Raw genomic sequence first — 12,881 nt, forward strand, 5'->3', positions numbered from 1 at the left:
GTTATGCTCGCGGGGGAATATACTCAATAATGTCTGCCGTAACCCCCTCGGGCATTTCTCCGACTTCAATCTGATAGTCGGCATAAGAGCGGGCTTCCTGGCCCTCAGGAATCACTCGCTTGGCCTTAACGGCATCAAACAACACATGGGCCGGCGCATTGCCAAGCTTGCTCTCGTGCTTAAATACGATGAGCTTACGGGAAGACATAAGCCCTCGTGCCGCGCTATGATCGTTCTCGAACATATTCATGAGGGCCTCAAACAGCAAGTCGAGGTCGTCTTGATCAAACCCGGTCTTTTCGGCCAATGAAGCCGAGACAAATCCGTCCATGCGATACAAACCATACGGAATGTACTGCTTGCGTCCCATAGTCCTTTCCTTCTCGGCATCTTTTGCATTGGTGACCGCCATACGCGTGATGCTCATTTCGAGCGGAAGGACCGGATCAACCGACTCGGCAAAACACAACTGCACCGGCCCTCGCACTTGGCCGCAGTTAACCTCTGTCGTCATTACAGCTCCAAACGTACGAATGTCATAAAAGTTGTCCGTCATGAACTGCGTCACTTTGAACCGGTCTTCCATCGCCTTGGGCAATTTCTTGGATTGCGGCTTCATATCGTTATGCTGGTAGGCGAGCTCATTTTGCTCGTTAAGGACCGCACCCTCTTTCACATAGACATAAAAGCGATGTCCTCCAGAGACCGACCAATCCTCACCTTGATCAGCAACCAGTTCGACATAGTTGCGAATCTTGCGCTTGATGCACACATCCGAAACTATGCCCCTGCTGGTCTCCGGATCAAGACGAGGAAGATTTCCTGCATCGGGATCGCCATTAGGATTGCCGTTTTTCACGTCGAAGAAAAGCGTAAACTCATAACGATTCTTGATTGGCTCTGACATGGATTGTTCCTTTCCTCTAAAGATAACGTTGCACTATTCCTCAACCGATGAAACCACTTCGTACTCTTTGGGCTCCTTGCGCACAAAACTGCTCTGCCTCTGCTGGTAATAGCCGATAAAAAAGGCTCCTTGGTCATTCATGCCAAGCGTCCGTGGAAACAATCCATCGTTGCCGTTCAATTTGCCAACAATCTCATCAAGATCTTTTTGAATGCCCACGGCCATACCTCGCTTTCCGGGCATTTTTTCGATTTTTGAAAGATGGTTTTGACAATTGGCCAGCAGCCGCGGAAAAACACGCGTCGGCGTTGTCGATGCTGCCCCAATGTACTTATCGCGAACGGTTGCATTGACGCCATCCCCCAAAGCGACTCGTTGCGCCCGCTCAATAACGGCAAATAATCTACCGAGCACATAACCCTGGTTAGCGTTTTCCCTATCAAGTGACACCGTGTACTCCTTTTCTCCTGCCGCGCTTTTCTTTCTAATTTGTCGGTTAAGACAGCCCTTAAGCAATGCTGCTCGCTGCCCCATATCCCAACGGTTTCTCGATGCGTGGTCTGCCCTCATACGCGTTAGCACAGAAGCTTGTAAAGCCCTAGGGAAGAGACTTCCGCCCAGCATTGCGTCAAAGCAGCCATGCAACAATGTCGAAGGAATGGCCGCGCCCTCCCCCAGTGGTGCTATTTGTCGAAGCAGGTTTTTTAGCGAGGCGGGCTTAACATCGACCATCTCAATATCGTTCAAATACTGAATTAGGTTTTCGGCGAGTTTTCCATAGGATTCAACCTTGAAATACCTAATCGATAGTCGCGCTGCGTTTGGTGCCACACCGACCATATAAAACTTTGTCGACGGCGCAGAAGGCATCGGAGCATATCCCTGACGTATCGACCGGAGATCTCCGCGCACTTGGTCAAGTGTCCGTGCATCCTCAGCACGCGATCCGATGCGTTCTTGTTTAAAGCCCAAAAGCGCAGTTATCACACCAGTCGGCCGCAGTGTTGGCCCATCAGTCCAACAGATACAGAGTGTGTCACCGATGCTCACTCGATGGCTATCATCTTTTGAAAGGTACCTGAGCGCAGTTCCCGACTTGAATGCCGCAATCTCTGAAATCGAAGCGTTATAGGTACCGCGCTTCCCATAAGACTCAAAAGCCGAGCAATTAAAGGACACCAAGCTCGCTCCCGCAGACTGAGCGCCGGGAAACCCTGTAACTTGAGGATACAATCTGGCGATTAAGCCGTGCTCTCCCGTAATGGCACACTGTCCTTTGGTCGCGTCCGCGCTTGCCGTCGCAGCTCTATACAGGTCCCATAAACGCGCTATATCTGGCATTTCATGAATAAGCTTGTTTTCTGGCGCATATTCAAAAACAACAAAAGTGTTTGCAATTACACCGGCATCATCGCTCGACAACTCATACGTCTGAGGCCCCCGTTCAAAGAAGGCGAGCACCGCTCGTGCTGCGGGATTATTAGACTCGGCAAGCACCTTTTTATGCAATGCGGCAGAGGCGCTAAACTTTTCCTCGCCCCTCGTCTTGCCCAGGCAAAACAAATAACAGCCGTTATCACACAGAAAAAACGGTTGAATTCCCGAGGTCCTTGATGCATGTTCGGGAACAATCCGTTTAACAAACCGCCTTTGTTCCTTGCCTTCTCCGACTACATACGGAATTACGCCCGTCGTACGTCCATTGTCATCAATGCGAATACGATACGAAACGTTTTCGACACTCCACCCCATCCCTGGAATTTTGATTTCCGGATCAGCAGCCAATCGATCATAAAGATTAGCCAGTTCTTGCAGAATCATCGCTTCACCTCCCGCCGTGAAGTATCGATGACGCCATTTTTCATAACAGCCCGATAGAACATCGGCTCCATGCTGTTTTTAAAATCGATGTCATACAGCATGAACCCCAGGTCGAACCGGTCAATGTCTTGGTAGTACGACTCGACAGATCCGCCTTCAACAAGCGACACCGTCGCCGGAAACTCCCTGCATCCCAAATAGGGCTGATTGAAACACTGTCCCTTTCGAAGCCTTCGCAACGCAATGTTATAGTGTTTTTCGGGCGTGTCAGATTCACCCGCTCGCGCTGTCATTTCAAAATGGGCCGTGACGATATACGCAACATCCTTGAGATACATGGTGGCCCGCTGCTGGCGATCAGCCATTACGTCTAAATATACAGGCACGTTTTTTGAATAGGCAGCCTTTGCGTTTTGATAGCTCAGTTTGCTTGCCAGTTCATTACGCCTAAATGTGTCAAAACGTATTTCGTTCACGACCTGGATACTGTCAATCTTCCAAGCGATTGCCGGCTTCCAATAGACAGCCTCAAGTATTCCTCGTGCAGCAGACGGCGTTATGACGTCATAGCTTACGCGCTCAGTCTTCATCTCGGGGCGCGTAAAACATGCTCGATCTCCACTAATAAGCACTTTGATTCCAAATCCCATTTTTGTCCTCCCTTCAATCCTCTAGCCAACGAGCGTCAAGAGCTCCTCCTCTCCGAATCGATAGCCCACCTTGTCGTCGTAGACGATCCGGCATCCATCACAAGCATTAAGAATCTTGAACGGCGCCAATTCTTCGATATATCCCGCTTGCTCAAGATCTCTAATCTCTCTTTCTCTCAGACTCAAGCTAAATCGTTGGGCGGACCGTGCCAACACACCCGGCTCGAGTACATTTAGCATGTCTTGATATAGCCTCTCCGCATCGTCGCCCCAGCGCACAAATACGGGAAGAGATTCATCTGGCATGAACCGGTATTTCTCTGCGATTGTTGCAAACGGCATTATTTCTAACGATGATTCCAAATCTGCATTGCAACAAATCATGCTCAAGATCTGATAAGCATCCAGTTCCTCATCACTCGAATAGCGCATCTTAAAGAACGGCTCTATGGCACCGGAATCAATGACTCCGTCCCTCTCCCGAAGAATCGCCCGCGTAGTCTCCCTTTGCTTTGCAAGCCAGGAGGTTGTTCCGAATAGTGTTCCATCTTCTTTTAAGCACTCGAAGATATAAACAGGAGCCGGCTCTTTAATCGAGCCCTCACGATTGCATCGCCCCGCAGCCTGGAACAGAGAATCAACTCCGGCAAGCTCGCGGTAAACAACCGGAAAGTCAATATCGACTCCCGCTTCGATAAGCTGCGTGGACATCACATGACACGGTCTATTCGCTGCCAGCAGCGCCTTTATTTTTTTAAGATCGCGCATGCGATGATCAGGTGTCTTGTTTGTCGACAGGCAGAAGCACAACTCCTCCGCGACACCATCCTCAAGACGCTGCGCCACGCCACGATAAAGTTCCCGAGCCTCCGTCTTGTTTCCGACAATACAGAGCGCCTGTTTTTCAGAAGCAAGCCGATCGCACAGCTGGTCCATAGTCAATATCCCAAGATTATTAAAGTATGTTCTATCGCCGAACACCTCATTAAAGCCAGCTCTGTCTGTAACGATCTCTTGGGGAGTTTCTTTAAAAGGCCAGACATCTTTGAAGTACGGCTGCGTTGCCGTACAGAGCACACAAGTTACGCCACAAGAACGAACAAGCATTTCAAGCATCGCCAGCGTCGGCTTGAGCACTCCATCGGGAAGTGACTGCGCTTCGTCGAGGACCAGGACGCTCTTTGCGATATTGTGCACTTTCCTGCTCTTGCCGGGTTTATTTGAAAATAGAGATTCAAACAGCTGGACATTCGTCGTAACGATGATGGGCGCGTCCCAGTTTTGTGTTGCAAGCTTTTCGTGCTGAGTGCGTTCTGAATCAACGGCCTCGAAATCGTAATTTGAATGGTGCTCTAGTACATTCTGGGCGCCAAAAACATCACGCAGCACATCTGCTGTCTGTTCAATTAGGTTTGTATACGGAAGCGCAATGACGATGCGTTGCAGACCGTGCCTCTTGGCGTGCGCAAGCGCAAAACCCACAACCGAGAGAGTCTTTCCTCCCCCAGTAGGAACCCGAAGCGTAAAGAACCCCTGCGGGCTTTTCGCTGCCACCATGCATTGATTTCGAACGGAGCCACGACAGGCATTGAGTTCATTGTTCTCCGCTGCGCCGCAAAGACGTGCCATGTACGAATCGTACTTTGCGAGCAGTCCATCCATGGAATCAACCGTGGCCGATCGCAGATGTGAATTGTCGGGTGCCATGAACCGTTCTGTATCGAGATAATCAGCATCGACAAGACAGGAAAACAGGACCTTCGTTAGCAAATAAGCTTGGAATTGCCCCTCTTTGTCAATCTCACCAGAATACGACATGCCACGCTGAATGAATTCAATTAATTCCCTCGATAGTTTTCCGGCACTTTTTCCTAGCTGGTTACGCATATTCCGAACAACAGTGGCGTCGATAGCGTCCAACAGATTTGTTTTCTTTAATTTCGACCTTAGGGAAGACAATCCCGGCTCGCTCGTAAGCCCATTGGATAGGCCGGAATGGTGGCCCGCCACAGCGTAAGCAAGGGGGTAGCCAACCTCACACAACTTCCCATACGCTACGATGGCACCCACAGACGAATGATCGACCTTGACCGGTGAGCCTTCAAGGCGTAGCTGAAACGCCTGGCAGGCCTTCCCCGCATCATGTAAGGCTCCAACCGCAATCCCCAGCTGTTCAGCGCCAACAGCATCCGCGAAAAAGCCACTTAGCTTCGATACGTTTGAAAGATGCTCTTTAAGCGTTTGCCATTCGCTTTTTTCAGCACCATCAATACTATGAGCATAGTAGACGTCCATTGCCACCTCCAATGAATTAGAGGATACATGGTTGTGCGGACATCTTTTCAATCAGTATAAACTTCAAGTTATATTAAATCGAAATGAGCCCGGTGAAAGGTCAATTCACCGGGCTGAGCGATTCCAGCTGCCCATAATAAAACTTGTTTCAATCCACACCGCACAAGCGATGACAGCACAAGCGATTTATACCGGAAACGCCTGCCAATAGTATACAGAGCAACACAAAGCCCCGTGCGTTCCAGATTTCGCCTGTGGAATCCCCCGAGTTTGCTGTCACTGAGGTTCATAGGCGATTCGGGAGAGCCGCCCAACCATCACGGTAGCGCTTGTTTCTTTATCTCAATCTGTAACAGTTAGGTAGACATATTCCTCCCCGCTGTTTCAGATTGAGATAAACGGACCGACCCTCGACCTTCTGTCTTGATCTGTAACAGTTAGAAGCGAATTACCCATCGTGGTGTTACAGATTGAGACAAACCGAAAACGGAATGGCCGCTGACCTGATGACACACCATCTAAAAAGAAACGGGCCCTGTCCCACTAGGGAACAGAGTCCGAAACTCTCATGGAGCCAGTGACAGGAATCGAACCCGCAACCCACTGATTACAAATCAGTTGCGCTACCGTTGCGCCACACTGGCACACTTGGCGCTTTCGCGCGAAGCTAATTAAGAATAAAGGAATTGCGGACAAGGCGCAACAGGCCCTTTGACCGACCACATCTCAAAACTATTCGTCAGAACGAATAGTTTTATCTGTTCGCCAGAACCAAAAACTATTCGTTTTGGCGATGCCAAGCCGCAACCCATTGATTACAAACCAGTTGGTTGATCAATCGAGAAAGCAGCTCCCCATAGAAGGTTTACCTACCTCCCGCGCAGGGCCTTGAGCTTGGCCAGGGCATCGGGGCTCAGGCGACTGCCCAGAGTCATCTTGATCTGCGGAGCCTCCTCGGCCTCGCGGACGTCGTTATCGATCTGTTTGATCTCGTCCACCAGCATGCGGCTCGAGATGCGCGTAACGCCCTTGCCCATGACGACGGCTTGAATTGTGCCGTCACTCGATACCACGGAGCACGCGCGGCCTTCCTCGCGCGCCTCGATGCAGAGCTTTTGTACCACGGTATCGGCCGATACGCCCGTCGGCGAAAACTCGATGCGCACGCCGCGAGCCGGCAGGTTGGGACGCTCGCTAGAGATATTGCCAGCGCCGTCAAATACAATCACGGCCTCGTAGCGGCCCTGGGCAAAGGCGGCGACGTCGTTGATAAGGGCGGTGCGCGCCATATCGTGAACGTCGCTGGAATACGGATCGTCGGAATGGTCGTACACGAGCTTTTCGTAGCGCGGCGTGCAGTGGATCACGTTGTAGCCGTCGACCACCAACAGCTCGGGCTTATTGGAGTGAACCGTGGAGACCGGGTCGGCGATAGCCTGCGCAAACGCATTGCCGCCCACGCCGTAGGTCGCGGCCGAGACAATCGGCTTGGCCGAGCCTTCGCCAAAGCGCTTGGCCTTAGACTTGGCGCGGTTCTTCTTGGACATGCGCTACTCCTCCCCCATGAGCTCGCCGGCGTTGCGGCGTAGCCACTCAAAGCACAGCGCCGTCGTTGCCTGGGCAACGTTGAGGCTCTCGGTCATGCCACGCTGAGGAAGCTTGGTCAAAAAGTCGCATTTCTCGAGCACCAGGCGCGAGATGCCGTCGCCCTCGGAGCCCATGACAAGCGCCACGCGGCCCTCGAAGGGAGCATCCCAGCAACTGCCCTCGGCGTGCTCGGAGGCACCGCCCACCCAAAAGCCAGCGGCCTTAAGATCGTCGAGCGCACGGGCAATGTTGGGGACCTGCGCGATAGGCAGATGCATGACGGCGCCGGCGGAGGTCTTGTAGCTACCAACGGTCACGCCGGCGGCACGCTTGTTGGCAATAATGACGCCCGCGGCGCCTACAACCTCGGCGGAGCGCACGATGGCGCCAAAGTTACCGTCGTCGGTCACGTGGTCGAGCACCACGACAAGTGCCGGACCCTCGCCTGCACGGTCGAGGATATCGGCGACATCCGCATAAGGGAAGTTGCCCACCTCGAGCGCAATACCCTGGTGAGCGCCGTGGCTCGACAGCGCATCGAGCTGCGCGCGCGGCACATACTTAATGCGGACACCCGCGACGTTGAGGTCATCGGCCAGACGAGACAGGGCGGCATCGCGCTCCCCGCCCTCGGCAATGAGCGCGCACTTGATGGGAAAACCGGTGCGCAGCGCCTCGACGGCAGCACGACGGCCTTCGATAAACTCGCCCTTGGGAGCCTGGACAGCGTCGCGGTTGCGATCGCGCTGCGGACGCGCAGCTTGGGTGCGATCGCGCTGGCCCTTGGAAGCGGCAGCGCGGTCATTTCGGCGAATCGGACGCGAGCCAGAAGCGGCCTGCTTGCCGCCACGAGGCGCGCGCTTACGATTGTCGGCCATAGGACGGCCTCCTAAATACAACTATCAAACGAAACAAATAGACCGACCGCCCGAGGTGCGGCAGATTGCCTTGAAAGAAGAGGGCATAGACCTTGAGGTCATGCCCGACGATTGAAAGGCAAGGTGCCGTGGCTCGGGCGGTCGGGTGCTTGGGAAACCCGCAGGGGTTAGAGGGATTTGATACGGGTGCCGGCGGCGGTATCTTCAATCGTCAGGCCCAGGTCCTTGAGTTGATCGCGGATGGCATCTGCCAAGTCCCAGTTCTTGGCGGCACGGGCCTCGGCGCGAGCCTCGAGAATCTTGGCAGCGGCCTCGTCCACGTCGTCACCAGTGTAGGCGACCAAGCCGGCGGCAACGCCCAAAAGGCCCAGCGGCAGCTCGACCTTGGGCTCGGGAAGCTCAACGCCAAACGTATCGAGCAGCTCGACCAGCGTATCGGCGGCAGCAAGAGCCGCGGCCTTGTCGGCAGCGTCGCCCGCCTGCTCCAGATACTGATTGCACTCGGTGACAAAACCAAAGACGGCGCCCATGGCACCGGCGGTGTTAAAGTCGTCGTCCATGCACTCCTTAAAGGTGGCACGGGTCTCGGCAGCCTTGGCGGCAAACGCCTCAGATGCTGCCTCATCGGCATCGGCCGTCGCATGGTTCGCGGCCCAGCGCAGGTTCTCGACCGTACCGGCGATACGCGTGAGCGAATTCTCGGCACCCTCCAGGCGCTCCCAGGAGAAGTCGAGCGGCGAGCGATAGCTCGTCTGCAGCATCAGCAGGCGCAGGGCGGCAGCGGAGTGCTGCTCGAGCACCTCGGCCAGCGTAAAGAAGTTACCAAGCGACTTGGACATCTTCTCGCCGTCGACCAGCAGCATGCCCGTGTGCATCCAGGTGTTGGAAAAGCCCTGGTGCCAGGCGCAGGCAGCCTGGGCGCACTCGTTCTCGTGATGCGGGAAGGCAAGGTCGGAGCCACCGCCGTGAATGTCGATCGGGGTACCCAGGTAGCGGTGCACCATGGCGGCGCACTCGGTGTGCCAACCGGGACGGCCCTCGCCCCAGGGGCTCGGCCAGCTGGGCTCGCCGGGCTTGGCGGCCTTCCACAGCGCAAAGTCGAGCGGGTCGTTCTTGTCCTCGTTCTCCTCGATGCGCGCACCCACCATAAGGTCGTCGATGTTGCGGCCCGAGACCTGACCGTAGTTGGGATCGCTGCGCACGGCAAAGTACACGTCGCCGTTATCGGCGGCGTAAGCGTGGCCCTGCTCGATGAGCGCCTTGATCATGGCAATCATGGGGCCGATCTCCTTGGTGGCGCGGGGGCGCACATCGGGATCGAGCACGTTGGCAGCGCGCATGACGCCAATAAACTTATCCGAGAACTCCGTCGCGACCTCGGCGGCCGTACGGCCCTGCTCGTTGGCACGATTGATGATCTTGTCGTCGACATCGGTGAGGTTCTGGGCGAACGTGACCTCGTAGCCGCTCGCGATGAGCCAGCGTCGAATCACATCGAAGCTGATGAACGTGCGGGCGTTGCCGATGTGGATATTGTCGTAAACCGTGGGGCCGCACACGTACATGCGGACCTTGCCGGACTCGATGGGCTGAAACTCTTCCTTTTTATGGGTAGCGCTGTTGTAGATACGCATTCGTTACTCCTTAACGGTTTTCTGTAGCAGGCAGACGGCCCAGGCGCCAATTCCCTCGCCTTGACCTTCCCAACCGAGCTTTTCGGTCGTGGTGGCGGCAACGCCCACGTTTTCGACGTCAACGCCCAGGGCATGGGCCAAGTTGGCACGCATGGCATCGCGGTGCGGGGTGATCTTAGGCTGCTGGCAGGCAATGGTGCAGTCGGCATCGACAAACTCAAAGCCCAGCTCGCGCGCATAGTCCATTACGCGGGCAAGCAACACCATCGAGTCGGCACCCTCGTAGGCGGGGTCGGTGTCGGGGAACAGCTTGCCAATGTCTCCCCCGCGGCAGGCGCCCAGAATAGCGTCGGACAGCGCGTGCGCGAGCACATCGGCATCCGAGTGGCCCAGCAGGCCGCGCTCGTAGGGAATGTCGACCCCGCCGATGATACATCGACGCCCCTCCACCAAACGGTGGACGTCGTAGCCGTGGCCAATGCGCAGGTTACTGAACATGGGGAAGGTCCTCTCTCTCGGCCATGCGACCGAGCAAAATCGCGGTTACGGGACGCAAGTCCTCGGGCACCGTCACCTTAAGGTTGTCGCGCGGACTCTGGACGCAGCGGACGCGCCCACCCATGCGCTCGACCAGTGACGAATCGTCCGTACCGATAAAGCCCTCGGCAATCGCCGCGGCATGGGCGCGTTTCATGGCGTCGACACTAAAGATCTGCGGCGTCTGCGCGGCCCAATAGAGTTCACGTGGCGGCGTCTCGACGATGTTGTCCCCATCGACGATCTTGAGCGTGTCGATCGCGGGCTGGCCACACACGACACCGTCGAGCGAGCGGTCACTCACGAGCACGTCGATAGCGTGATCGATGACCTCGGTAGTAATAAGCGGACGAGCGCCGTCGTGAATGGCGACGTATTCAAAGCCTGCCGGCACCGCATGCACGCCGGCACGAGTGGAGTCCTGGCGGGTATCGCCGGCATCGGCGAAGCTGATGGGCGTGTTATACGAATACGGGCTGATGGCCAGGCGGCGCATCTCGGCACGACGCCCGGCAAGGCAAACCACGACGATGTGGCCGACCTTATCGCTACGGTCAAACGCGCGGATGGACCAGCTCATAAGCGGACGGCCAGCTACATTGACGAGCTGCTTGCCACCGGGATTACCAAAGCGCTGGCCGCTGCCACCGGCAACGACCACGGCGCATACGGGCGCCATTATGCGTTCCCCTGTTTGGTGCCCTTCATGCGGTACAGGGAGTCCGCAAGAATGGCAGGGTTGTTAACGCCAAAGTCGCCCAGGCGCTCCGGATCCTTGCTGATGTCGTCCATGAGCTCCTGCAGCGAGCCATACTCGTCGACGATCTTCTCGGCCACGCCGTCGCGCACGACGGACACGCGCGAAAGCGTGCGCAGGCCCAGCGGCGTCATGACGGAGTCCTCGTCCAAGTCGTCGTAACCCAGAACCGCCGCCACATGCTGCGGGTCGGACAAGTCCTTGGGCGTCATACGGCTAAGCTCGGCACGGATCTTCTCGGCGTTTGCCTCGGAGGAATCGCTTGCGTAGTCGCGAATCATCAAGTCGTACTCGGTATCCATGCTGGAGCCAGCGAGCTGCTCGAGCTGCATCTGCACGAGCTTGCCCTGGTTGCCCAGCTTGACAATGCAATCCCTAAGCTCGGTCTTTGCCTGCTGCATGATCTCGAAACTCGAGAAAATGCCGGTGATGTCGGCGAGCGTGACGTAGTCGTCCAGCTCGAGGGCCGTCAGACGCAGCAGGGAGCGGTCGAGCGACTGACGGGTGGTCTGAAGCGTAGCGACGAGCTGGTTGACCGAGCTCATGATGGTGGTGACGGGCTGAATCTCATAGCTCTTGCCGTGCACATACACGTTGACGACGGCACGACGGGCCGAGACCGAGATCACGATGGCGTCGGTGAGCACCGACATGCGAGCGGCAGTACGGTGACGCATGCCCGTCTCGCTCGTGGCGAGCGAGGGGTCGGGATTGAGGTGGAAATTGGCGCGCAGGATCTGGGTAAGGTCGCCGTCGATGACGATGGCGCCGTCCATCTTGGAAAGCTCGAACAGGCGGTTCGAGGTAAACGAAATGTTGAGCGGGAAGCCGTCGTTACCGGCAGCGAGCACGTTTTCGGTGTCGCCGACGCAGATAAGGGCGCCCAGGTGACCGGCGATGATCATGTCAAGGGCGGTGCGGATCGGCTGACCAGGTGCCGTCAGGCGGATGGCCTGTTCCATACGCTTTTGCAGCTCGTTCTTATCCAAGGCATCGCTCCCATCGTATACGCTCCATAAACGTCAATAAGTTTCTCACGGTTTGCCCCTGTGACGCCCGCAAATTCCGATGCTTACAGAATGAGCGAACACCGCTTAGGTAGCTCATTTGGGACGGGACTCTTTTGGCTGCTCATGTGGTAGCATCGGGTCTCATATAAATGAGGGAGTGGTCGTGTAATCGGGTTCGCCCGGAGAGAGGGAGCCAGACTATGGGACTCGCAGAGCTCGTGTTGCTCGCCGTTGGCCTTTCGATGGACGCCTTTGCCGTTTCCATCTGCAAGGGTCTCGGCATGAAAAAGATCAACCTTAAAGTCGCCGTTGTGCTCGGCCTGTTCTTTGGCGGCTTTCAGGCCGGCATGCCCGTAATCGGCTGGGCACTTGGTAGCCAGTTCATGGGCATCATCGGTCCCACAGACCATTGGGTCGCCTTTATCCTTTTGGCCTTTATCGGCGGCAAGATGCTGTGGGAAGCCTTTACCGAAGACGAGGATGAGGACGAAGGCGACGGCAAGGATGCCGAAAAGATCGACCTGGGCGAGTATCTAATCCTTGCCATCGCCACCTCGATTGACGCGCTCGCCGTGGGCATCTCGTTTGCCGCGCTCTCGGTCGATATCGTGCCCTCTGTATCACTTATCGGCGTCACAACGTTTATCTTCTCCGTCGCCGGCGTAGCGATCGGCCACACCTTTGGCGCGCGCTACGAAAAACCCGCCACCATCGTGGGTGGCGTCGTACTCGTCCTCATCGGGCTTAAGATCCTACTTGAGCACCTTGGGATCCTCGCACTGTAACGAATAACGGCCGCCCGGCA

11 protein-coding genes and 1 tRNA gene are annotated in these 12,881 nt (G+C 55.9%); 1 reads left to right on the forward strand and 11 read right to left on the reverse strand.

Features of this window, described 5'->3' with window-relative positions:
• Position 1: 1 nt before the first annotated feature.
• The 11 genes from cas7c to disA all read right to left on the reverse strand — a co-directional run bounded on the left by cas7c (position 2) and on the right by disA (position 12,028).
• Entirely contained in the window at positions 2–907 is a 906-nt protein-coding gene (cas7c, locus tag ACTQVX_RS06975; RefSeq protein WP_441560658.1) for a type I-C CRISPR-associated protein Cas7/Csd2, read from the reverse strand.
• 33 nt (positions 908–940) lie between these two features.
• The gene (gene cas8c, locus ACTQVX_RS06980; RefSeq protein WP_441560660.1) at positions 941–2,728 is read right to left on the reverse strand and encodes a type I-C CRISPR-associated protein Cas8c/Csd1; all 1,788 of its coding nucleotides are present in this window, start codon (positions 2,726–2,728) and stop codon (positions 941–943) included.
• Positions 2,725–3,378 carry a type I-C CRISPR-associated protein Cas5c gene (gene cas5c / locus ACTQVX_RS06985; protein WP_441560662.1) on the reverse strand — a complete coding sequence of 218 codons (654 nt, stop codon included), beginning with the start codon at positions 3,376–3,378 and terminating at the stop codon, positions 2,725–2,727. Before cas5c ends, cas8c begins: the two co-directional genes overlap by 4 nt.
• A 21-nt stretch (positions 3,379–3,399) precedes the next feature.
• Positions 3,400–5,673 carry a CRISPR-associated helicase Cas3' gene (gene cas3 / locus ACTQVX_RS06990; protein WP_441560664.1) on the reverse strand — a complete coding sequence of 758 codons (2,274 nt, stop codon included), beginning with the start codon at positions 5,671–5,673 and terminating at the stop codon, positions 3,400–3,402.
• Positions 5,674–6,242: 569 nt separating this feature from the next.
• Positions 6,243–6,317, reverse strand: a tRNA-Thr gene (locus tag ACTQVX_RS06995).
• Positions 6,318–6,542: 225 nt separating this feature from the next.
• Positions 6,543–7,220 carry an NYN domain-containing protein gene (locus tag ACTQVX_RS07000; protein WP_427718358.1) on the reverse strand — a complete coding sequence of 226 codons (678 nt, stop codon included), beginning with the start codon at positions 7,218–7,220 and terminating at the stop codon, positions 6,543–6,545.
• A 3-nt stretch (positions 7,221–7,223) separates the two neighbouring features.
• The gene (gene rlmB / locus ACTQVX_RS07005) at positions 7,224–8,138 is read right to left on the reverse strand and encodes a 23S rRNA (guanosine(2251)-2'-O)-methyltransferase RlmB (RefSeq protein WP_441560666.1); all 915 of its coding nucleotides are present in this window, start codon (positions 8,136–8,138) and stop codon (positions 7,224–7,226) included.
• Positions 8,139–8,305: 167 nt separating this feature from the next.
• Positions 8,306–9,772, reverse strand: coding sequence for a cysteine--tRNA ligase (cysS, locus tag ACTQVX_RS07010; RefSeq protein ID WP_441560668.1), 1,467 nt, complete (start codon positions 9,770–9,772; stop codon positions 8,306–8,308).
• Between the two features lie 3 nt (positions 9,773–9,775).
• Positions 9,776–10,270, reverse strand: coding sequence for a 2-C-methyl-D-erythritol 2,4-cyclodiphosphate synthase (gene ispF, locus ACTQVX_RS07015; RefSeq protein WP_427796171.1), 495 nt, complete (start codon positions 10,268–10,270; stop codon positions 9,776–9,778).
• Positions 10,260–10,988 carry a 2-C-methyl-D-erythritol 4-phosphate cytidylyltransferase gene (gene ispD, locus ACTQVX_RS07020; protein WP_441560670.1) on the reverse strand — a complete coding sequence of 243 codons (729 nt, stop codon included), beginning with the start codon at positions 10,986–10,988 and terminating at the stop codon, positions 10,260–10,262. Before ispD ends, ispF begins: the two co-directional genes overlap by 11 nt.
• A complete protein-coding gene (gene disA, locus ACTQVX_RS07025; protein ID WP_441560692.1) occupies positions 10,988–12,028 on the reverse strand; it encodes a DNA integrity scanning diadenylate cyclase DisA in 1,041 nt (346 codons plus the stop codon). The genes ispD and disA overlap by 1 nt, the downstream gene beginning before the upstream one ends.
• Before the next feature lie 248 nt (positions 12,029–12,276).
• Here disA and ACTQVX_RS07030 point away from each other — a divergent pair, with 248 nt between their 5' ends.
• Positions 12,277–12,861 carry a manganese efflux pump MntP gene (locus tag ACTQVX_RS07030; protein ID WP_441535964.1) on the forward strand — a complete coding sequence of 195 codons (585 nt, stop codon included), beginning with the start codon at positions 12,277–12,279 and terminating at the stop codon, positions 12,859–12,861.
• The last annotated feature ends 20 nt before the right edge of the window (positions 12,862–12,881 follow it).

The organism is Collinsella sp. LCP19S3_A6, assembly GCF_052122015.1.
Classification (GTDB): domain Bacteria; phylum Actinomycetota; class Coriobacteriia; order Coriobacteriales; family Coriobacteriaceae; genus Collinsella.

What these genes read in the sequence shown, in the direction of transcription:
- cas7c (WP_441560658.1), bottom strand. Translation starts at nt 907, where the DNA reads ATGTCAGAGCCAATCAAGAATCGTTATGAGTTTACGCTTTTCTTCGAC.
- cas8c (WP_441560660.1), bottom strand. Translation starts at nt 2,728, where the DNA reads ATGATTCTGCAAGAACTGGCTAATCTTTATGATCGATTGGCTGCTGAT.
- cas5c (WP_441560662.1), bottom strand. Translation starts at nt 3,378, where the DNA reads ATGGGATTTGGAATCAAAGTGCTTATTAGTGGAGATCGAGCATGTTTT.
- cas3 (WP_441560664.1), bottom strand. Translation starts at nt 5,673, where the DNA reads ATGGACGTCTACTATGCTCATAGTATTGATGGTGCTGAAAAAAGCGAA.
- ACTQVX_RS07000 (WP_427718358.1), bottom strand. Translation starts at nt 7,220, where the DNA reads ATGTCCAAGAAGAACCGCGCCAAGTCTAAGGCCAAGCGCTTTGGCGAA.
- rlmB (WP_441560666.1), bottom strand. Translation starts at nt 8,138, where the DNA reads ATGGCCGACAATCGTAAGCGCGCGCCTCGTGGCGGCAAGCAGGCCGCT.
- cysS (WP_441560668.1), bottom strand. Translation starts at nt 9,772, where the DNA reads ATGCGTATCTACAACAGCGCTACCCATAAAAAGGAAGAGTTTCAGCCC.
- ispF (WP_427796171.1), bottom strand. Translation starts at nt 10,270, where the DNA reads ATGTTCAGTAACCTGCGCATTGGCCACGGCTACGACGTCCACCGTTTG.
- ispD (WP_441560670.1), bottom strand. Translation starts at nt 10,988, where the DNA reads ATGGCGCCCGTATGCGCCGTGGTCGTTGCCGGTGGCAGCGGCCAGCGC.
- disA (WP_441560692.1), bottom strand. Translation starts at nt 12,028, where the DNA reads ATGGAACAGGCCATCCGCCTGACGGCACCTGGTCAGCCGATCCGCACC.
- ACTQVX_RS07030 (WP_441535964.1), top strand. Translation starts at nt 12,277, where the DNA reads ATGGGACTCGCAGAGCTCGTGTTGCTCGCCGTTGGCCTTTCGATGGAC.